Origin of the sequence: Sphingobium sp. B1D7B, from assembly GCF_025961965.1 — a bacterium.
In the GTDB taxonomy this organism is placed as follows: domain Bacteria; phylum Pseudomonadota; class Alphaproteobacteria; order Sphingomonadales; family Sphingomonadaceae; genus Sphingobium.
In genome coordinates this window covers 1,803,414-1,821,909 of the sequence record NZ_JAOQOR010000001.1, presented here as the reverse complement: position 1 = coordinate 1,821,909, position 18,496 = coordinate 1,803,414, and the positions used below count along the sequence as shown (strand labels likewise).

Genomic DNA, 18,496 nt, shown 5'->3' with positions numbered 1-18,496 from the left:
TTCCCTTGGGTTGAGCCTGTGCCGGTTAATCCGTGGCGGCGGCGGAACGCCTACCCCCACGCCTGCCCCGTCATGGTCGGTCAATCCATCGATCAGCGGCACCGCGCAGGTGGGGCAGACGCTCACCGGCTCTGACGGCACGATCAGCAACGGGACCGTCTCGGCTCGGCAGTGGAAGCGTGATGGCGTAGACATCTCCGGCGCGACGCTTTCAACCTATCTCCAGACCACCTCCGATTTGGACGCCATGATCACCTATCAGGTGACCGCGACGGGCGTAGGCGGTTCGGCAAGCGCGACGAGTTCTGCGGTCGGACCAGTCATTGCTGCGGCTGCAGCGCCGGTCATTTCCTTCAACGGCACGACATTCAGCAACGACAATAGCGATGCTGGCCAGTGGTATCGTGATGGGGTGGCGATCAGCGGGCAAACCGGCGCTACCTATACCTATGTCCAGGCGAACGATGCAGGCCGCGCGATCACGCAGGTGGTTGGCGGGCAGACCTCCAACGCCATCGTGCCGACCGTGACGGCCTCGGCGACTGTTTACGACTTCAATCAGGCGAACGGCACGAAGCTCTCGGCTTATCCCGGCCAGCCCATGACCATGCTCGGCGGCAACACGACCGAGCAGGACAAGTACACCTGCCAAAGCAACAGGGGCAATGTGGCGACGCTGGCCAACAGCTTCCCGCAAGCGATGGCTGTGCGCAATGTCGGGGCAAATCACGAAGTCACCTTCAAGATCGATGGGAGCCCGCCTCCCCATATCGCGGCTTGTTCCGATGCCAGCAACTTCATGTTCACAATCGTCAACGACAGCGGCGCGGGCCGGTGGTTGGTGTATTCCAACATCGGCGGCACAGAGGCCAACCGAACCAACAACGGCATTCAAGTCCCTGGATCGCTTAACACAGGCAAGCTCGTCACCCTCGCCATCAATAATGGCAAATGGCAATTCCGCGTTGATGGCCTGCCTTATGCCATAGCACCATCTTTTGGTGGAAACTCTGTCCAGACCGATGTTTGGTATGACTTGCCTGCAGGCTTCACCGCTGGCCCATATGCCGGCATCAAGGGGGCGCAGTGGGGGTCGTTCACCTGCGACGATCTGACGCTACTTCCACTCGACAACGCGATCAATATCGATACGGCAACCGTCACTGAGCTGCTCGATGGCAGCGGCAATCCCTATCGCGTCGTGCGCCTTGTCGGCAGGGCAGCGGCGAATGCGCTCAATGCCGCCGAAGTCATCTTGCTCAATAGTGCGGGCAATATTCTTTCCAATTGGACGGCACGCGCTGGCGCGCCTGGGTCTGGCACGTCGTTCTCACCGATTGACTCGCAGCCCATCCCATATCTTCCGGTGGACACCGCCGTGCGGGTGGTGTTGCGCGACGCGACGACGAAATCAACGGCTGCGAGCGTCACGCTTACCGTTCTGGCGTCGCCCTATGACGGCCTCAATCATTATGGCGTCAACCTGTTCCCCGTCAGGATGTTCCGTTCCGATGCTCTTTCGGGCGGGTGGCGCGGCACGCCCGAAGGTGACTATGATTATGTCAAGGTGCCCTATATCGGCGTTGATGGCGTTCCGACGATGTATCCGCCCGGTGATACGGGCTCATGGCAGTATCTCCTCCCGATTCAGCCTGCCGGGGAGGTGGATGTCGTGCGGCGCTATGCCCTCACATGGGAGGGTGGCGGTCCACTGACTGGAAGCGGCTCGACGGCGGCCGTCTATATCTCTGCGTTTGCCGGCCCGTCCGATACGCCGGTGGTGGTCTATTCATCGAGCGAAAACCGCATCGAACTGGAGATGAAGGGCCAGACCGGCGGACGGAATCTTGTCCTGCGCCGAAGCAATTTCAACTCATCCTCTATCGCCAAGAACTTCCAGCTGGCTGATATCGGCCCGGCAACTGGATCAACCAGTATGCAGGGCGCCGGAGCCATCGTCGCGGCTGACTTCTTGCCTGCCGTCGCGACATACCTATCCGGCCAAAAATATAACGGCGTGTGGCGGATGCTCGATATCAGCCGAACGAACAGCTATAATTATTGCACGTCGCTGGATGGGTTGCTGCACGAATGGCAGACTTCCCTCGCCACCGGCGTGACTACGGCGACACTGACGGTCGGTTCTGGCTCCAGCAAGATCACGTTCACGGCGCAAGATCCCCGCGTCGCCGACAACAATGGCTTGTCGAACGTTATGCTGGTCGCGCAGCGACTGCCCTATCTGTCGCGCGGTACTGCCGGCAACAATGTCAGGGTGAAGTCGGTCGTCGGAACCGGAGGATCTGCGACTATCACGGTTGGCGGAACGAACAATTATGACGTTCTGATCACGCAGAAGCTCGGCGGTAACACAACCGGCGAGATCGCAGCCCTGCTTAATCCTGCCACTGGCGTGCTGACGGGCACCACCAATCAGATCATCGCGCTTAACGAGTCAGACGTGGCGAATTCGTCCGCCTCTATGCCGATCTTCGACTGGACCAATCTCAGCGGCGGTTCTGACGGCAGCATGGCCTTTGCCTACAAGCAGGTCCAGGAAACACTCAAGGTCTGCAATGATGCTGGCACTCGTCCGTGGATCAATATCCCCTGGTTCGCCGGATCGGAATGGGTCGCTGGCTTTATCGCTATGGTCGAAGCCGAACTGACCAACCCAGATTGTTGGCCAGTCCTTCTCCACGCACATAACGAGCCTTGGAACTATCTCTTTAATTCCCACTGGCGCATGGCCGAATGGGCGGTTTGGAACGGCCTCGATGCGTTGCCGGGCTTCTGGGAACCGACCGGCTATTGCTATGCCGCGCTTGGCCACCGCTTCAAAGATATCTTCACGCAGTTCAAGGCTGCATGGGGCAATGACTGCCGTACCGTCATCGATGTGCAGCAGGGCGCTTCCGGCATGGTCAGTGGCCTCCGAACCATTGCGGGCCTTGATGCTGTCGTGGATGTCTACTCGACGGCGCCCTACGTCAATGCGGGTTCGGCGACCGCATCCTACTTCCCTGACAGCAGCTACAATGACGCCTACTTCCGCTATGCGGTTGCTGACGTGCCGTCGCGCTGGGATTCTTATGCGTCCATCAAAACGACTATTGAGCTGACCGGCAAGCGTTCCGCGATCTACGAGATCCAGCAACATGACGTGCTTGATAATCCGGGGTGGAGCAACCCGACCATGCAGGCGGTTTATACCGCGCGCCAGCTTACCGATGTGCGGATGGAATATCTCATCAATCTGCATTTCAGCGAAGGCCGCGATCGTTGCTCCGTCGGCACGGTCGATGATGTGGCGTTCTTCGGTGCAGTTGGGGGTGTGTCTCAATACGGCGCCTGGGGTATGGAACAGGACTACGGCACGCATAATCCCAAGTGGAAGGGCTATAGCGACTTCATCGACAACAAGCCGGTTGCCTATCCGGCACCGGTCGGCTTCGGCACCAGCACGACAACTGCCACCGCAGGCCAGAGCGTGTTCACGGTATCTGGCGGCTATTACCCGGGCCAGATCATCGTACAGGTACAGCTGGGCGGCTCGTGGAGCGTCCTGCCAAGCAGTGCCTATACCGCCACCAATGGCACGACGGTGACGCTGGCCACTGCGCTGGCGTCGGGCAATGTCTTCCAAGCCATCAAGTTCGGTGCTGGCGTTCCCTACAGCGGCTCGTTCACGAGTGGCGGCACCGTCACTGTCTCGGTTCCCGCCCTCAAGCACGCGGTCACTGCTGAGCTTTGGCTGGTGCTGGACGGCGTTGAAAACTCCAAGGTCACCAACCTCGGGACACTCACCGCCGGCAGCAGCGTGCCCTTCACATTCAACTCCGGCCATGTCGGCAAGGTGCCGAATTTCCGGGTCAAGATGTGGGACGTGCAGGGCCGCGAGATGTTCGCCACCTTCGGGGTTGATACGACCACCAAGAACACGAGTGCAGTCACATGAACCGGGAAGAGATCGAACAGCGCATTCGCATGATTCAGCAGTGCCTTGGCAGCGCGGCCTCCTATCCAGATGCCGCCGAGCCGGGGATGCTCGAATACGCGCAGCAGGAACTGCAGGATTTGGAGAAACAACGCGCGGCGCTCGACCTCGCCGATCCAGATCGCTGACGGGCGAGAGGCAATTTACCATGACGCAGGGGCGCGCGATCACGATGGACGGAGAACTTTGGGAATGGCTCAAGGTCGGTGGCGCAACCGGCGTTGGGATCGGCGGTGGCGCGGGCGTGTTCATGGGAACGCTGTTGTTCTTCCGGTGGATGCTGAACTTCATCGCCGGCCGCACGGATATCAATCAGCAGCGCACCGATACGATCCGTAATGAGCTGATCGAGGAACTGCGCGAGGACGTGAAAATCCTCAAGTCCGAGAACAAGGAAATGCGCGAGGAGCTCGCCGAGTGCGAGCGGCGCCACGGGATTTCTGATCGCAAGATCATCGAGCTTGAAGGGATGCTGCAGGCCGCCGGATTGGCCCGCCAGATGGCCCAACAGTCCCGCGCCGCTGACACACTGGCACGAAAGGAGCGCGGGGAATGACCGACCCTCGTAAGCCAATCTTTGATGCTGTGCGCGCGGCAGTGCCGGGCGTTTGGGGCGACCCGCATAATATTCAGGCGATGGACAATCTGCTTGATGCATACGGGGTGCCGCGCGCGTCTGGCGAAATGAGGGTTAGTCCTGCGGGCATTAAGCTCATTCAGGATTTTGAGGGGTTCGCTAAGGCGCTTCCTGACGGGCGCGTGCAGGCGTACCCAGATCCCGCTACGGGCGGCGCGCCATGGACGATTGGCTGGGGCACGACTGGCCCTGACGTCCGCGCAGGCACCGTCTGGACGCGAGATCAGGCGCAGAAACGGTTCGAGGCGCATGTATCCGAGTTCGCCAATGGCGTGACCCGCGCGCTCGCAGGATCCGCCACGACGCAATCCGAGTTCGATGCGATGGTTTCCCTCGCCTACAATGTAGGGCTGGCCAATTTCTCAAGCTCGACCTTGCTCAAAAAGCACAAAGCAGGCGACAAGGTGGGCGCCAAGGCTGAGTTCGCGAGGTGGAATAAGGCGGCAGGCAAGGTGATGGCGGGCTTGACGCGGAGGCGTGCGGCGGAAGCTGCGCTATACGGGGCATGAGCATCCTCAACGCCCTTCGCGGAATCGGTGGCGATTTCGAGATCCAGCGCATCCTCGGGGCGTTCGGGACCGTCATGTACGTCATCAGCGCCCCGGCCTTCGTATGGGCTGGCAAGGTGCAGACCACGCTGGAAGGCTTCTGCATCCAGTACCCAATCGGGCTTGCCGCGTGCGTGGGGGCAACAGCCGGCGCCATCGCCCTGAAGGACCGTCAGGTCGCAAAGGCCAAGGTTGAGGAGAAGGAAGGATGAAGACCCGGCGCAGTGTGCTTCACTACTCGGTCGATCAAACCTTTCACATCGAGGGCCTGGACGGGTTCTATGCAAGGAATCTACCATGATCCCCCTCGCCCCTGCAATAGCCTTCGCACACGGAAACTAACGAGATCCCGGCCACGGGGTTCAGTGGCATTAGACTGAAGGAAAGACCGATGAGTAAGGATGAAGCACAGATCGAAGCTGAAATTCAGCGCAAGGGCCTCAACGCGCCTCGGCTCAACCCCGAAATGGTTGATGCCACTATCGCGTCTGAGCAGTACCACGTGTTTCCGAACACGACACTGACCGTTTGCGCGCTCACCCTGCGCAATGGCTATATCGTGACCGGGGAAAGTGCCGCGGCGTCGCCTGAGAATTTCGATAAGGAAATTGGCCGCAAGATCGCTCGCGAGAACGCCCGCAACAAGATTTGGGCGCTTGAGGGTTATCTTCTCCGCGAGAAGCTTGCCGCGTGATCGTCGGTCACTGGCAATACGCAACGGGAGGGCTAGCCGTCGCGCTGGCCCTCTCCCTCGCATGGGGCGCCCGCGTGGACAGCCTCAGAGCCGCCCACAAGGCCGCGCACGCCGAAACGGTGCAAAGGTACACCCAAGCTCAAAAAGACGCTCAGCGAGCGTTTGACGCCCAAATAGCCATATTCCAGGCACAGAACCGGAGACTGAACGATGCCGCTGACAAAAAGGTCGCTGATACCACTATCGTCTATCGTGATCGCGTTATCCGCCTGCCAACCGCAGCCGCTACGTGTTATCCCGACAGCGCCGAAGTGTCCGCCACCGGAGTTCCCGTCAGCCCTGACCGACCCCGTGCAGAAGCCGAGCTTTCTGGCCGAGTAGTGATCAAGCGGGATGATGTGCTGATCTGCGCGGCGAACCAAGCGCGCCTAGAGGCGGCCCATACGTGGGCGCTGGAGATGCAAGAAAGCTTTAAGCCGGACGGCGGGATTAAATAAACGGGCCGTTTCTTTTAAAGCCCGATGAAAGCAGACTGACATCAATCTGCGTTGATGATCGTGGAATGCGGTTTTGCTGTCGTCAAACCGCTATCCATCCCCACACCAGCGCAACAAGGGTAATGCCAGAGCGAAAGCCGGAGAGGAAGTCAGGCATCTTTCTGCTCCTCTAGGATTGCGCGGACAGCTAGACCGAGCCGAGAAAGCTGGACGCCATCGTCGATGATCGTGCTGTCCTCAAGAAGACCATTCACGACGAATGCAGCCGCGATGCCCGCGCCTACTTCTACGTCCCATGGCGTGCACTCGACAAGCGCCCGCTTCTGCGCCTCACTCAGCTTCCTCGCGATCTCAGCAGGGGTGGTCATGGCTTGAGCTCGGTCCAACTATTCCATTCGTTGACCGGGATGATGGTTGGCATCGCACCTTTACGTCGCGCCATGACATAGCCCTCTGCGGCCGCCATAAAGCGTAACTCTGCTCCGTCCGGGCGCTGGCGAATGTAGGGCTTCTTCTTGTCTCTCACCCTTCCCCTCCTTGCTCTGTGGGGTTGAGGGAGGCACGGGTATTCCATGCGGCGACATTCTCAGCAGTGCTGGTCGTCTCATCGTGCGGGCCGACTGCAGAACACCGACCGCATTCTACAAGCTCGTGGTCTTGATATCCTTCCACCAGAAAGCCAGCGTATCCGCAGAACGGGCACGGCAGTAGCTGCTCAACCGGCACCAGTTCATCCTTGGGGGTGCTCATGGCTCGATCTCCTTGAGGGTGGCGGCTGCGATGGTGTGGCACTCCGTTACTGATGACCTCCCTCCGCGGAGTCGGTTAAGCCCCTCCCGCGCCTTGGCCAGCTTCGCCTCAAGTGCGGCGGTGGACTGGATGCGGTGTTGAGAGAACGCCTCAACAATCTCGTCATCGTCACGCATCCCCTGCCTTATCTTACGGACATCGCTTTCAGCGCACCCCGTATCGACAACGAGAAAGTCAGCCGCCGCATCCCGATCCGCCTGCGTCACTTCCCCGGCGCTCTCTTGCTGTGCGGGAGGATCGAGCTTGGCGGGTTCGGTGGCGATAGAATTCCCCAGTAAGGTGCGCAGCGCCTCAACTTTCTTCATTACCTGCAGCAGCTCTAAATACGCAGGATCGCCTCCCTCTGCCTCAGGATCGGCAGACTGCATGCACGCCATGCCTATCCCGCGCATGTATAGCTGGTCGTTAACCTCCCCTAGGAGGGTGTGGATATCCCGTATCAATCTGCGCGCGTCATCATCTTCAGCGGTGTTATCGGTCATTGTCTCGCTCCATTACTCATGATCCGCGCCGCACACCTGCGCACTTCGCTACGCTTCTCCCGTGGAACAGCAAACCAATCCCAGGTGATGAACGGATATTGATGGGCGTCGGCAAAGACCTCCCATGTCGCCGGAGGGGCAGTGTGTGCCAAGCGGGATGGCGTGACCAGATCGTAGTCGCGCGCCTGAAACCAATCGAATAGGTCGCGGCGGGGATAGCCTTCCATTTCCTCGGCGCCGCTTTCGAACACGATCAGAGGCCGCTGGTCTGCAATCGTTGTCTCGCCACCCCGTAGTACGCCCAGCTCGGCGCCCTCAACATCGATCTTCATCAGGTCAACGCGATGACCGCCCATCAAATGATCAAGGGTCTGCATCTCCACGCTGATGACCTTGTGCGCCGCGCTCCTGCCCTGTACGGCCGTGTTCAGCGAGGAATTGCCGGTCTCGACCAGATCAATTGTAAACTCGACCTCGCCCGCCCGCTCACCAAGCGCGCACTGGTGGATCTCGACGCCGGGAAACTTCGCCCGCAGCCTTTCGACCTTTTCCGGGATCGCCTCAAATGCTATGATCTGCGACGGTGCGCTATATCGCTGGACCGCCGCAATAACCGATCCGATGTGCGCCCCGATATCCACGAACACACCACCGGGCGGGCAAAGACGGTCGCGCAGTCGCTTCATTAAAACGCACGACACATGAACCGCCGCCATTTCAGGACGACGCAGCATGATGACTTGCCCATCAATTGCCTCCCGCGCAGCCATTGCGGCGAAGCCAAGAGGTGAAGCTACAAGCGATGATCTAGTATTCATGATTTCCCCCACGAAAGTTGTTCGCCGGTTCTAGGGTTAGGCCCCAATACGGCACAAGCGCGTTCACCTTCATGATGGGTTCCTCTCGGTGAGGCGGATGGAATTTTCCGCACAACGCGCCAAACCCCATGAAAAACCATGGCGTGAACAGACGCGGAATTTCTCGGAATGTGCTTGAAAACGCGGAGCAATATGTGGATTTGCAGTCCGCTGCGTCACCACTCCGCCATCGGGCCTCGGGGGTGGTCGAGGGAGCGCGGCTAGCTCAATTCATTCGGCAACGCAACTTGCTTTGCGCCGTGACGGACGGGACAGGTGCGCAGACTGCGTAGGGGCATTAAAAAACTTTTCACTGTGCGGTGCAAAAAAGCTAGAGAGGCTGGCAAAGCCAATTACTGTATTGCTCATACAATACAGCCATGTCATCAGGGAGCTTATGACCGAGCAGACTTTCAAGGCGATGCGCCGTGCGATGGTGGAAAGCCAGTTGCGCACCAGCGACGTCAACGATCCTGTGATCCTCGAAGCGATCCTCGCCGAACCGCGCGAACTTTACTTGCCGCAGGAGCGGCGCAGCGCGGCCTATATCGATCGGGCCGTGCCGCTGGCCAATGGCCGGGCGCTCAACCCGCCGCTCGCCACCGCGCGCCTGCTGGTCGAAGCCGCCCCGCGCGCGGGCGAGAAGGTGCTGCTGGTCGGCGCGGCGACCGGCTATGCGGCGGCGCTGCTCGCGCGGCTTGGCTGCACTGTGGTCGCGATCGAGGACGATGACGCGCTGTTCGCCCACGCCAAGGCCGCGCTGGCCGGTCATGCCGGCGTTACGTTGCAGCAGGGACCTCTGGCCGCCGGCTTCGCACAGGGCGCGCCTTATGATCTGCTGTTCGTCGATGGCGCCATCGAGGAGCTGGACGAGGCGCTCGTCGCGCAAGTGCGCATCGGTGGCCGCGCGGTGTTCGCCCGGCTGGAGCGCGGCGTGACGCGCCTGTGCATCGGCACGCGCACCACCGGCGGCTTTGGCGCCCGTGCCTTCGTGGATTGGGAGGCCGTGCCCCTGCCCGGTTTCGCCCGGCCCAAGACCTTCACATTCTGACCCGGAAGCCTCGACCGCTTATGCTCATCCGCCGGACCAAGCCCCTCGCGATGCTCGCCGCTCTGCTGAGCACCAGCACCCTCCCCGCCCAGGCCGAGACGCTGCAGGAAGCGCTGGCCGCGGCCTATCGGGACAATCCGACGCTGACCGCGGCGCGGGCCGGCCAGCGGGCGACGGACGAGAATTTCAACATCCAGAAGGCCAATGGCTTGCCGGATGTGGGCGTCTCCTCCACCTATAACGAGTTCGCTCATGAGCGCCCGCTCAATCCGCTGGCGCCCTCCCGCTCGCTCACCACGCTGCTGAGCGTGAGCGTGCCGGTCTATTCCGGCGGCCGGGTGCGCAATGCGCTGGCCGGCGCCCGCGAGCGGATCGAGGCCGGGCAATATGATCTGCGCGCCACGGAGCTCTCCATCTTCTCGCAGGTGGTGGCGGCCTATATGGACGTGATCCGCGCGGAGTCCGTCGTCGGCCTCAGCCGCAACAATGTGCAGGTGCTCGAGGTCAATCTGCGGGCGACCAACAATCGCTTCCAGGTGGGCGATCTCACCCGCACGGACGTCGCCCAGTCCGAGTCGCGCCTTTCGCTGGCCCGCGCGGACATGCAGACGGCCGAAGCCTCGCTGATCGAGGCGCGCGAGCGCTATATCCAGCTGGTCGGCCACGAGCCGGTCGACCTGCAGACCCCGCCGCAATTGCCCGGCCTGCCCGCGACGCCCGACGAAGCCGTCGATGTCGCCATGGCCCAGAATCCCGATCTGCTGGCGGCCCGCAACATCCGCGAAGCCGCGGCCTATGACGTGCGCGTCGCCAAGGGCCAGCGGCTGCCGACGGTCTCCGCCTTCGCCAGCGGCCAGCATTATACCGATCTCGCCTCCCGCGGCGGCGCCAACGAGGCGCAGGACAGCGGCCAGGTGATCGTCGGCGCGCGCCTTTCCATGCCGCTCTATCAGGGCGGCCGGCCCGGCGCGCAGGTCCGCCAGAGCCAAGCCTATCAGCAGCAGGCGATGGAAACCGAGACCGCCGTCGAGCGCAGCGTGATCGCGCAGACCCGCTCGCTCTATTCGAGTTGGCAGGCGAGCAACGAAGTGATCGCCTCCAATCGCGTGGCGGTGGATGCGAGCGGCCTCTCGCTGCGCGGCGTGCGCGCCGAAAACAGCGTGGGCACCCGCACCATCCTCGATATCCTGAACGCTGAGCAGGAAAGCTTCATCGCCAGCGTCCAGCTCGTGACGGCAGAGCGCAATGCCTATGTCGCGGCGTTCTCGCTGCTGGCCGCGATGGGCCGGATCAACCCGACGGACTTCGGCATCGCGCCCGAGCAGGTGATCAACCCCGCCGACAACTTCCATCGCGTGAAGGGCAAGTGGTTCGACTGGGACGATGACGCCAAGCCGGCGCCCATTTCGTCCCGCACGGTTGACTCTGCCGCCCAAAACGCGACAGTAAACGCTTCAGACACCAACTGAGCGCAGGAACCATGATGGGGGCGATGCAGAACGAGCCGTCGATGGAGGAAATTCTCTCTTCCATCAAACGGATCATCGCCGAGGAGGACGGCCTTTCCGCGACACCGCGCGTGCCGCGCCGGGCCGCCATGGCGAACGTGAGCGCCAGCCTGGATGACCAGATTCTGGAGCTGACGGACGCGCTGCCCGGTGACAATGCCGACGGGGCCGAGAGCGACGACTCGCATGAGGAGCCGATGATGAGCGCCCCCGCCAAGCCCGCCCCGGCCGCTGTGGAGCAGAAAGGCGAACCGAAGAGCGCCGAGTCTAAAAGCAAAGCCACCGCCAAGCCGCGCGCCGCTGCAGCGTCCGCCGATGGCGCGCCCGCTGTTTCCACGACGGCCTCCACGCTCGTGTCGGACGAGAAGGCCCGCGCCGCCCGCGATTCGCTGGTCAATCTGTCCCGCCTGCTGATCAGCCCGGAAGATAGCCAGCCCAACACGGTTGAAGGCCTGGTGCGCGAGATGCTGCGCCCCATGCTCAAGGAATGGCTGGACGAGAACCTGCCCGGCATGGTCGAAACCATGGTGAAGCGCGAGATCGACCGGATCACCGGCCGAGTATGATGGCCGGGCCGCGGCCCTCCATCGCAGCGGTTCGGCAGATTTGAGAGCGACAGTTCCGGCGCACGACATCAGATAAGCGTCTGAGCGTCACGGGACGACTGCATTCCCTTTCCGATGGAACAAGCAGTGCTCCTGCGCAGGCAGGAGTCCAGGGCGCATGGCGCCGCCCTTCCCCGCCCTGGACTCCCGCTTTCGCGGGAGAACCATGAAGGAAAGGTCGCGCTGCACCCTTCCATAGCTCTCCCCTGCTCGCCCGCTGCCGCACCCACTGGCGCGGCGCGGCAAGACTGATTAAGGCCCCAGCCATGACGAACACGCCCATCACCGAGCTTGCAAAGACCTTCGATCCCGCCGCGATCGAGGCGAAATGGTATCCGCATTGGGAGCAGACCGGCCAGTTTCGCCCGGCCCGCCCGGATGCGCAGCCCTTCACCATCGTCAATCCGCCGCCAAACGTCACCGGCAGCCTGCACATCGGCCATGCGCTCGACAACACGCTGCAGGACATCGTGATCCGCTACGAGCGGCTGCGCGGCAAGGATGCGCTGTGGGTGGTCGGCACGGACCATGCCGGCATCGCCACGCAGATGGTCGTCGAGCGGCAGATGAACGCGAAGGGCGAGAAGCGGACCGATTATACCCGCGAGGGCTTCATCGAGAAGGTGTGGGACTGGAAGCATGAGAGCGGCGGGACGATCACCGGCCAGCTCCGGCGGCTGGGCTGCTCGATGGACTGGTCCCGCGAGCAGTTCACCATGGACCCGCATTTCACTCGCGCCGTGGTAAAGGTGTTCGTCGATCTCTACAATCAGGGCCTGCTCTATCGCGACAAAAGGCTGGTGAACTGGGACCCGGGCCTCAAGACCGCGATCAGCGACCTTGAGGTGGAGACGCGCGAGGTCAAGGGCGGATTCTGGCACTTCAAATATCCGCTGGCCGATGGCGTGCGCCTCGATGGGCCGGGCGTTGAGGGCCAGGACTTTATCGAGGTGGCGACCACCCGCCCCGAGACGATGCTGGCGGATATGGCCGTGGCCGTGAACCCGCAGGACGCGCGCTACCAGTCAGTCATCGGCAAGCATGTCATCCTGCCGATCACCGGACGCCGCATCCCCATCGTGGCTGACGAGCATGCCGACCCTGAGCTGGGCTCGGGCGCGGTGAAGATCACGCCGGGCCATGATTTCAACGACTTCGAGGTTGGCAAGCGCGCCGGGATTGCGGCCGCGCAGATGCTCAACATGCTCGATGCACACGCGAATGTCGTCCAGACGGCCGATGGCCTCGTCCCCGCCGACTTCATCGGGCTGGAGCGCTTCGAGGCGCGCAAGCTGGTGGTGGAGCAGCTGAAGGCGCTGGACCTCCTCATCCCCCATGTCACCCGCGACAAAGAGGGCAACGAGACCGAACACGACGCCGAACCGCGCACGATCCAGACGCCCTATGGCGACCGCTCCGGCGTGGTCATCGAGCCTTGGCTCACCGACCAATGGTATGTCGACGCCGCGACGCTGGCCAAGCCCGCCATCGAGGCGGTGCGCTCGGGCGCCATCGAGATCGTCCCGAAGAGCTGGGAGAAGACGTACTTTAACTGGATGGAGAACATCCAGCCCTGGTGTGTGAGCCGGCAGTTGTGGTGGGGGCACCGGATTCCGGCTTGGTTTGACCAGGATGGCAATGTCTTCGTCGCCGAGACCGAGGAAGAGGCGCAGACCAAGGCGGGCAATCGCAAGCTTACCCGCGATGAAGATGTGCTCGACACGTGGTTCTCCTCCGCACTGTGGCCGTTCGCGACGCTGGGTTGGCCGGACGACGCATCCCCCTCTCCGTTCGGTTCGAGCGAAGTCGAGAACCCGAAGGACAGCGCTGGCGGTGTCTCGACTTCGCTCGACACGAACGGTGGGTTTGGTGCGAGCGACGCGCGGTCACTGGTAGAGCGCCACTACCCCAACGACCTCCTCATCTCCGGCTTCGACATCCTGTTCTTCTGGGATGCGCGGATGGCGATGCAGGGCATTCATTTCATGAAGGAGGTGCCGTGGAAGCGGCTGTACCTCCATGGTCTGGTGCGCGCGGCGGATGGGCAGAAAATGTCCAAGTCCAAGGGCAATGTGGTCGATCCGCTCGGGCTCATCGACCAATATGGCGCCGACGCGCTGCGCTTCTTCATGGCGGCCATGGAGAGCCAGGGCCGCGACGTGAAGATGGATGAGAAGCGCGTCGAGGGCTATCGCAACTTCGCCACCAAGCTGTGGAACGCGGTGCGCTTCGCCCAGTCGAACGGCATCGGTGCGAGCGAGAGCGTTGCCGCGCCCGCCGCCACGCTGGCAGTGAACAAGTGGATCATCGGCGAAGTCGTCAGCACCGTCGCCGAGCTGGACAAGGCGCTGGCCGACCTGCGTTTCGATGCCGCCGCCAATGCCATCTACCATTTCGTGTGGGATCAGTTCTGCGATTGGTATCTGGAGCTGATCAAAGGCAATATCGACGCGGAAACCAAGGCCGTCGCCGGCTGGGTGATCGACCAGATCCTCGTCATGCTCCACCCGTTCATGCCGTTCATCACCGAGGAGCTGTGGCACGCGCAGGGCACGCGGCCCTATGATCTGATCGTGGCGCAATGGCCGGCGCCTGCCGCGCAGGTGGATGCGCAGGCCAGCGCGGAGATCGACTGGCTGATCCGCATGGTGAGCGAAATTCGCACCGCCCGCGCCGAACTGGGCGTGCCGCCGGGCGCCAAGCTCACGGCCATCGTGAACGAGGCCAATCCGCAGACGCGGGGCCGGGTCGAACGGCTCACCCCTGCCCTCTCCCGCCTCGCGCGCATCGAGACCTGGCAGTTCGACGGTGAGGCGACCGGCGGCGCGGCACAGGTGGTCGTGGACGAAGCGACCGTCGTCCTCCCGCTCGAAGGCGTCATCGACATCGAGGCCGAACGCGCTCGGTTGACAAAGTCCCTTCATGCCGCGCAGAAGGAGGCCAAGTCGCTCGAGGGGCGCCTCGCCAACCCGGCATTTGTCGAGAAGGCCAAGCCCGAAGCGGTCGATAAGGCGCGTGCCGACCATGCCGAGAAAGTCGCGGAATTCCAGCGTCTGGAGGCTGCTCTGACGCGTCTTGGATAAGGACGTGGGCACGAAGCGATGAGCGAGACTCCATCATGGGACGATTCGGGGGAGCGGCGCCCAGCCGCAGACCCCGAGACGGAGGCGCTGGTCGAGGATAGTGGCCTCGTGCCCGGTCCGCGGCACATCCGTGGCGGGCGGGATCTGACGAGCGGGCCGATTTTCGGCACGCTGGTGCTCTTCACCCTGCCGACGCTCGCTTCCAACATCCTCCACACGCTCAACGGCTCGATCAACTCGATCTGGGTTGCGCATTTCCTGGGCGAAGCGGCGCTCGCCGCCACCGCCAATGCGAACATCATCATGTTCCTGATGTTCTCGCTGATTTTCGGCTTCGGCATGGCGGCCAATGTGGTCGTCGGGCAGGCCTTCGGGCGCGGCGACCTGCGGGCCGCACGCCACGCTTTCGGCTCGGCGATCGGCTTCTGCCTCGGCATGGCGTTCGTCATCGCCATTGGCGGCTTCCTTTGGTCGGACCGCATCCTCGCCTTGCTCTCCACGCCGCCGGAGGTCTTCCGCCTCGCCCGCGCCTATCTGCACTTCGTCTTCCTCGGCCTGCCCGGCGCGATGATGTTCGTGATGCTGATGATGGGCCTGCGCGGCAGCGGCGATTCCATGACGCCCTTGTGGTTCATGATCCTCACGGTCTTTCTGGATATCCTGCTCAACCCGGTGTTCATCCTCGGCCTTGGTCCGGCGCCGGAAATGGGGATCGCCGGCTCGGCCTTCGCCACCGCCGTCGCCAATTATGCCGGCCTGTCGGCAATGGTCGCCTATATCTATTGGCGCGACCTGCCGCTGCGGTTGCGCGGGGCTGAGTGGGGTTATCTCAAGCCCGATTGGGCGCTGCTGCGCATCGTCGCCGGGCGCGGCGTGCCGATGGGGCTGCAGATGGTGATCTTCTCGCTCTCCACGCTGGTCGTCATCGGCTTCGTCAACCGCGAGGGCACCACCACCGTGGCCGCCTTCGCCGCCGCCCAGCAATTGTGGAACTACATCCAGATGCCGGCCATGGCGGTCGGTGGCGCGGTTTCCGCCATTGCCGCCCAGAATATCGGTGCGGGCAAGTGGGACCGGGTGGAGCGCACCACGCTGGTTGCCGTCGGCGTCAATCTGGCGATGACCGGCAGCCTCATCATGCTCGTCATGCTGTTCACGCGGCCCATCCTCGCCCTGTTCCTCGAAGGCGGCGGCGACGCCATCGAGATCGGCCGCCACATGATGAACATCGTCAACTGGAGCTTCCTGCTGTTCAGCGTGACCACGGTCATGTTCGGCACGATGCGCGCCAATGGCGTGGTGCTGGCGCCGCTGTTCATCCTCACCTTCTCGCTGTTTCTGGTGCGGATCGGCTTCTACTTTGCCAGCTATCCCTATCTGGGCGCGGATGGGCTGTGGTGGAGCTTCAACGCCTCCGCGGCCGTCTCCTTGATGCTTGGCTGGGCCTATTATCGCTGGGCGCGTTGGCGGGAGGCGACCCTGGGGATGCCCGGCAGCGCGCCGGTTCATAGCGCAGGGTGAGGGCAAGGATATGATGCGCGTTCTGGTCACCGGCGGCGCAGGCGGCATCGGCCTCGCCATCGCCCGGCGCTTCCATGCCGAGGGGCATCGCGTGCTGATCGGCGATGTGGACCGGGACGCCATCGACAAGGCCCTTGCCGCGCACCCCGGCATGGCCGGCGCGCGGTGCGATGTGTCACAGGTCGCCGAGATCGACGCTCTGTTTGAATTCGTCTCCGCACATCTGGGCGGGCTGGACGTGCTGGTGAACAATGTCGGCATCGGCGGACCGACCGCACCAGCGGACGAGTTGCCCAGCGCTCACTGGCGCGCGGTGATGGACATCAACCTCACCGGCACGTTCGAGGCCACCCAGCGGGCGATCCCGTTGCTCAAGGCCAGCGCCGGGACGATCATCACCCTGTCGTCCGCCGCCGGGCGCTATGGCTATCCCAACCGCATTGCCTATGCGACGAGCAAATGGGGCCTCATCGGCTTCACCAAGACACTCGCGATGGAGCTCGGACCGTTCGACGTGACCGCCAACGCGATCCTGCCCGGCGCGGTCGGCGGCGAGCGGTTCGACCGGGTGATTGCGGGTCGCGCGACCGTGAGCGGGCGCAGCGTGGCGGAGGAAACCGCGCTCGGCCTTGCCTCGCAATCGCTCAAGCGCATCGTGCCGCCCGAACATGTCGCCGATCTGGCGCTGTTCCTCACGACACCGGCCGGGCGCTCCATTTCCGGCGCGGCGCTGCCGATCGACTGCGATCTCCAGCACGGCTGAGCGCCAAATCCACCTCGGCTCCCATTGCGGGCAAACACCGGTCCACCTACATATTGGCAAGGTCTTTTCCGGGTTTGTCCTCAGGGAGTTGAAGACGTTGAATATGATGAAGACGGCCATGCTGCTGGCAGCGCTCACCGCGCTGTTCATGGCTCTGGGGTATATGTTTGGCGGCGCGGGCGGCGCGATGATCGCGCTGCTGGTCGCGGCGGGCATGAACCTGTTCACATACTGGAATGCCGACAAGATCGTCCTGCGGATGCACAATGCGCGCGAGGTCGACATGGCCTCCGCGCCGGATTTCTACGGCATGGTGCGCGATCTCGCCCGCAATGCCGGCTTGCCCATGCCCCGCGTTTACATCGTGGAAGACGCCAGCCCCAATGCCTTCGCGACCGGCCGCAACCCGCAGAATGCCGCCGTTGCCGCCACCACCGGCCTGCTGCACATGCTGGACCGCGATGAAGTCGCGGCGGTGATGGCCCATGAGCTCGGCCACGTCCGTAACCGCGACACGCTCGTCATGACCATGGTCGCGACCATTGCCGGCGCCATTTCGATGATCGCCAATTTCGCGCTGTTCTTCCGGGGCGGCAATGGCAATGGCGGCAATCCGCTCGCGGCGATCCTCGCCGTGCTGGTCGCGCCCTTTGCGGCGATGATCGTGCAGATGGCGATCAGCCGCACGCGCGAATATGGCGCGGACAAGGCCGGTGCGGAGATCAGCGGCAACCCCCATGCGCTGGCGTCTGCCCTCGCCAAGATCGCCGGCGCTGCGCAGCGCCGCCCGACACAGGCGGTGGCGCAGAACCCTGCGGCCGCGCAGCTCTACATCGTGCCGACCAGCGTCTCGGAGCTGTTCTCGACCCACCCCAAGACCGAGAAGCGCATCGCCGCGCTGCAGGCCATGGGGCCGGGCAGCAGTCCGCGCCCGGCAGCCGTCCGTCGCGGGCGCTCGGCGCTGGACCCGCTCGCGCGTGACTGAACCCCTGCGCCATGCGCCGGACGCCGCCGTGCTGGAGCGCCTGGCACGTCAGGCCATTGCGGCAATGCCGGCGCTGTTCCGGCAGCATCTCGATGGCATTGCGATCCAGATCGAGGAGTTCGCCGAGCAGGAGGTGCTCGATGAGCTGGGCATCGAAGACCCCTGGGAGCTGACCGGGCTTTATCAGGGCCATGCCCTGACCGAGCAGAGCATCTGGTCATCCGGCGATCTGCCGCCGATCATCCGCCTCTACCGCCGCCCGCTGCTGGAGGAATGGGTGGATAGCGGCGTCGCGCTGGATGCGCTGATCGCCCATGTCATCGTCCATGAGGTGGGCCACCATTTCGGCTTTTCCGACGAGGATATGCACGCGATTGAGGAGGGGTTGGGGAGCTAAGACACCCCCTTTTGTGTTCCTGCGAAGGCAGGAACCCAGGGCCCAACGGACGGCCATCGCC

20 protein-coding genes are annotated in these 18,496 nt (G+C 63.1%); 15 read left to right on the top strand and 5 right to left on the bottom strand.

Annotated elements, in window-relative coordinates; genetic code table 11:
- Positions 1-247 precede the first annotated feature (247 nt).
- The 7 genes from M2336_RS08305 (at position 248) to M2336_RS08275 (ending at position 6,373) form a co-directional block, all read left to right on the top strand.
- Entirely contained in the window at positions 248-3,958 is a 3,711-nt protein-coding gene (locus M2336_RS08305; protein ID WP_264592807.1) for a hypothetical protein, read from the top strand.
- The gene (locus tag M2336_RS08300) at positions 3,955-4,125 is read left to right on the top strand and encodes a hypothetical protein (protein ID WP_264592806.1); all 171 of its coding nucleotides are present in this window, start codon (positions 3,955-3,957) and stop codon (positions 4,123-4,125) included. Before M2336_RS08305 ends, M2336_RS08300 begins: the two co-directional genes overlap by 4 nt.
- 20 nt (positions 4,126-4,145) lie before the next feature.
- Positions 4,146-4,553 (top strand): hypothetical protein, encoded by a 408-nt coding sequence (locus M2336_RS08295; protein WP_264592805.1) that lies wholly within the window; start codon positions 4,146-4,148, stop codon positions 4,551-4,553.
- Complete coding sequence (locus tag M2336_RS08290; RefSeq protein WP_264592804.1) at positions 4,550-5,143, top strand: lysozyme; 594 nt, start codon at positions 4,550-4,552, stop codon at positions 5,141-5,143. The genes M2336_RS08295 and M2336_RS08290 overlap by 4 nt, the downstream gene beginning before the upstream one ends.
- Positions 5,140-5,394, top strand: coding sequence for a hypothetical protein (locus tag M2336_RS08285; protein ID WP_264592803.1), 255 nt, complete (start codon positions 5,140-5,142; stop codon positions 5,392-5,394). The genes M2336_RS08290 and M2336_RS08285 overlap by 4 nt, the downstream gene beginning before the upstream one ends.
- Before the next feature lie 179 nt (positions 5,395-5,573).
- Complete coding sequence (locus M2336_RS08280) at positions 5,574-5,876, top strand: Gp49 family protein (RefSeq protein WP_264592802.1); 303 nt, start codon at positions 5,574-5,576, stop codon at positions 5,874-5,876.
- A gap of 74 nt (positions 5,877-5,950) precedes the next feature.
- Positions 5,951-6,373, top strand: a complete 423-nt coding sequence (locus M2336_RS08275; protein ID WP_264592801.1) for a hypothetical protein — start codon at positions 5,951-5,953, stop codon at positions 6,371-6,373.
- Positions 6,374-6,522: 149 nt separating this feature from the next.
- On the opposite strand, the gene M2336_RS08270 is transcribed toward M2336_RS08275, so the two are convergent.
- From M2336_RS08270 to M2336_RS08250, 5 genes are read right to left on the bottom strand one after another with little or no spacing between them, the layout of a single operon-like run.
- Entirely contained in the window at positions 6,523-6,741 is a 219-nt protein-coding gene (locus M2336_RS08270; RefSeq protein ID WP_264592800.1) for a hypothetical protein, read from the bottom strand.
- Positions 6,738-6,899 carry a hypothetical protein gene (locus tag M2336_RS08265; RefSeq protein ID WP_264592799.1) on the bottom strand — a complete coding sequence of 54 codons (162 nt, stop codon included), beginning with the start codon at positions 6,897-6,899 and terminating at the stop codon, positions 6,738-6,740. Before M2336_RS08265 ends, M2336_RS08270 begins: the two co-directional genes overlap by 4 nt.
- Positions 6,896-7,123 (bottom strand): Lar family restriction alleviation protein, encoded by a 228-nt coding sequence (locus M2336_RS08260; protein WP_264592798.1) that lies wholly within the window; start codon positions 7,121-7,123, stop codon positions 6,896-6,898. Before M2336_RS08260 ends, M2336_RS08265 begins: the two co-directional genes overlap by 4 nt.
- Complete coding sequence (locus M2336_RS08255; protein ID WP_264592797.1) at positions 7,120-7,665, bottom strand: hypothetical protein; 546 nt, start codon at positions 7,663-7,665, stop codon at positions 7,120-7,122. Before M2336_RS08255 ends, M2336_RS08260 begins: the two co-directional genes overlap by 4 nt.
- Positions 7,662-8,435: an FkbM family methyltransferase gene (locus M2336_RS08250; protein WP_264592796.1), complete on the bottom strand. Its 774-nt coding sequence runs from the start codon at positions 8,433-8,435 to the stop codon at positions 7,662-7,664. The genes M2336_RS08255 and M2336_RS08250 overlap by 4 nt, the downstream gene beginning before the upstream one ends.
- A gap of 484 nt (positions 8,436-8,919) precedes the next feature.
- Here M2336_RS08250 and M2336_RS08245 point away from each other — a divergent pair, with 484 nt between their 5' ends.
- From M2336_RS08245 to M2336_RS08210, 8 genes are all read left to right on the top strand, one after another.
- On the top strand, positions 8,920-9,573 hold the full coding sequence (locus M2336_RS08245) for a protein-L-isoaspartate O-methyltransferase family protein (RefSeq protein ID WP_264574627.1): 654 nt from the start codon (positions 8,920-8,922) through the stop codon (positions 9,571-9,573).
- A 20-nt stretch (positions 9,574-9,593) separates the two neighbouring features.
- Complete coding sequence (locus M2336_RS08240) at positions 9,594-11,042, top strand: TolC family outer membrane protein (RefSeq protein ID WP_264574626.1); 1,449 nt, start codon at positions 9,594-9,596, stop codon at positions 11,040-11,042.
- 23 nt (positions 11,043-11,065) lie between these two features.
- Positions 11,066-11,647, top strand: a complete 582-nt coding sequence (locus M2336_RS08235; RefSeq protein ID WP_264574625.1) for a DUF2497 domain-containing protein — start codon at positions 11,066-11,068, stop codon at positions 11,645-11,647.
- 305 nt (positions 11,648-11,952) lie between these two features.
- The gene (locus M2336_RS08230; RefSeq protein WP_264574624.1) at positions 11,953-14,769 is read left to right on the top strand and encodes a valine--tRNA ligase; all 2,817 of its coding nucleotides are present in this window, start codon (positions 11,953-11,955) and stop codon (positions 14,767-14,769) included.
- An 18-nt stretch (positions 14,770-14,787) separates the two neighbouring features.
- Complete coding sequence (locus M2336_RS08225; RefSeq protein ID WP_264574623.1) at positions 14,788-16,290, top strand: MATE family efflux transporter; 1,503 nt, start codon at positions 14,788-14,790, stop codon at positions 16,288-16,290.
- A gap of 10 nt (positions 16,291-16,300) precedes the next feature.
- Positions 16,301-17,053, top strand: a complete 753-nt coding sequence (locus M2336_RS08220) for an SDR family oxidoreductase (RefSeq protein ID WP_264574622.1) — start codon at positions 16,301-16,303, stop codon at positions 17,051-17,053.
- Positions 17,054-17,159: 106 nt separating this feature from the next.
- Positions 17,160-18,038, top strand: coding sequence for a zinc metalloprotease HtpX (htpX, locus tag M2336_RS08215; protein WP_413715987.1), 879 nt, complete (start codon positions 17,160-17,162; stop codon positions 18,036-18,038).
- Positions 18,031-18,435 carry a metallopeptidase family protein gene (locus M2336_RS08210; RefSeq protein WP_413715966.1) on the top strand — a complete coding sequence of 135 codons (405 nt, stop codon included), beginning with the start codon at positions 18,031-18,033 and terminating at the stop codon, positions 18,433-18,435. The genes htpX and M2336_RS08210 overlap by 8 nt, the downstream gene beginning before the upstream one ends.
- The last annotated feature ends 61 nt before the right edge of the window (positions 18,436-18,496 follow it).

Excerpts from the sequence above, each read along its gene's own strand:
- M2336_RS08305 (WP_264592807.1), top strand. The coding sequence starts at position 248 with ATGATCACCTATCAGGTGACCGCGACGGGCGTAGGCGGTTCGGCAAGC.
- M2336_RS08300 (WP_264592806.1), top strand. The coding sequence starts at position 3,955 with ATGAACCGGGAAGAGATCGAACAGCGCATTCGCATGATTCAGCAGTGC.
- M2336_RS08295 (WP_264592805.1), top strand. The coding sequence starts at position 4,146 with ATGACGCAGGGGCGCGCGATCACGATGGACGGAGAACTTTGGGAATGG.
- M2336_RS08290 (WP_264592804.1), top strand. The coding sequence starts at position 4,550 with ATGACCGACCCTCGTAAGCCAATCTTTGATGCTGTGCGCGCGGCAGTG.
- M2336_RS08285 (WP_264592803.1), top strand. The coding sequence starts at position 5,140 with ATGAGCATCCTCAACGCCCTTCGCGGAATCGGTGGCGATTTCGAGATC.
- M2336_RS08280 (WP_264592802.1), top strand. The coding sequence starts at position 5,574 with ATGAGTAAGGATGAAGCACAGATCGAAGCTGAAATTCAGCGCAAGGGC.
- M2336_RS08270 (WP_264592800.1), bottom strand. The coding sequence starts at position 6,741 with ATGACCACCCCTGCTGAGATCGCGAGGAAGCTGAGTGAGGCGCAGAAG.
- M2336_RS08260 (WP_264592798.1), bottom strand. The coding sequence starts at position 7,123 with ATGAGCACCCCCAAGGATGAACTGGTGCCGGTTGAGCAGCTACTGCCG.
- M2336_RS08255 (WP_264592797.1), bottom strand. The coding sequence starts at position 7,665 with ATGACCGATAACACCGCTGAAGATGATGACGCGCGCAGATTGATACGG.
- M2336_RS08250 (WP_264592796.1), bottom strand. The coding sequence starts at position 8,435 with ATGGCTGCGCGGGAGGCAATTGATGGGCAAGTCATCATGCTGCGTCGT.
- M2336_RS08245 (WP_264574627.1), top strand. The coding sequence starts at position 8,920 with ATGACCGAGCAGACTTTCAAGGCGATGCGCCGTGCGATGGTGGAAAGC.
- M2336_RS08240 (WP_264574626.1), top strand. The coding sequence starts at position 9,594 with ATGCTCATCCGCCGGACCAAGCCCCTCGCGATGCTCGCCGCTCTGCTG.
- M2336_RS08235 (WP_264574625.1), top strand. The coding sequence starts at position 11,066 with ATGCAGAACGAGCCGTCGATGGAGGAAATTCTCTCTTCCATCAAACGG.
- M2336_RS08230 (WP_264574624.1), top strand. The coding sequence starts at position 11,953 with ATGACGAACACGCCCATCACCGAGCTTGCAAAGACCTTCGATCCCGCC.
- M2336_RS08225 (WP_264574623.1), top strand. The coding sequence starts at position 14,788 with ATGAGCGAGACTCCATCATGGGACGATTCGGGGGAGCGGCGCCCAGCC.
- M2336_RS08220 (WP_264574622.1), top strand. The coding sequence starts at position 16,301 with ATGATGCGCGTTCTGGTCACCGGCGGCGCAGGCGGCATCGGCCTCGCC.
- htpX (WP_413715987.1), top strand. The coding sequence starts at position 17,160 with ATGAAGACGGCCATGCTGCTGGCAGCGCTCACCGCGCTGTTCATGGCT.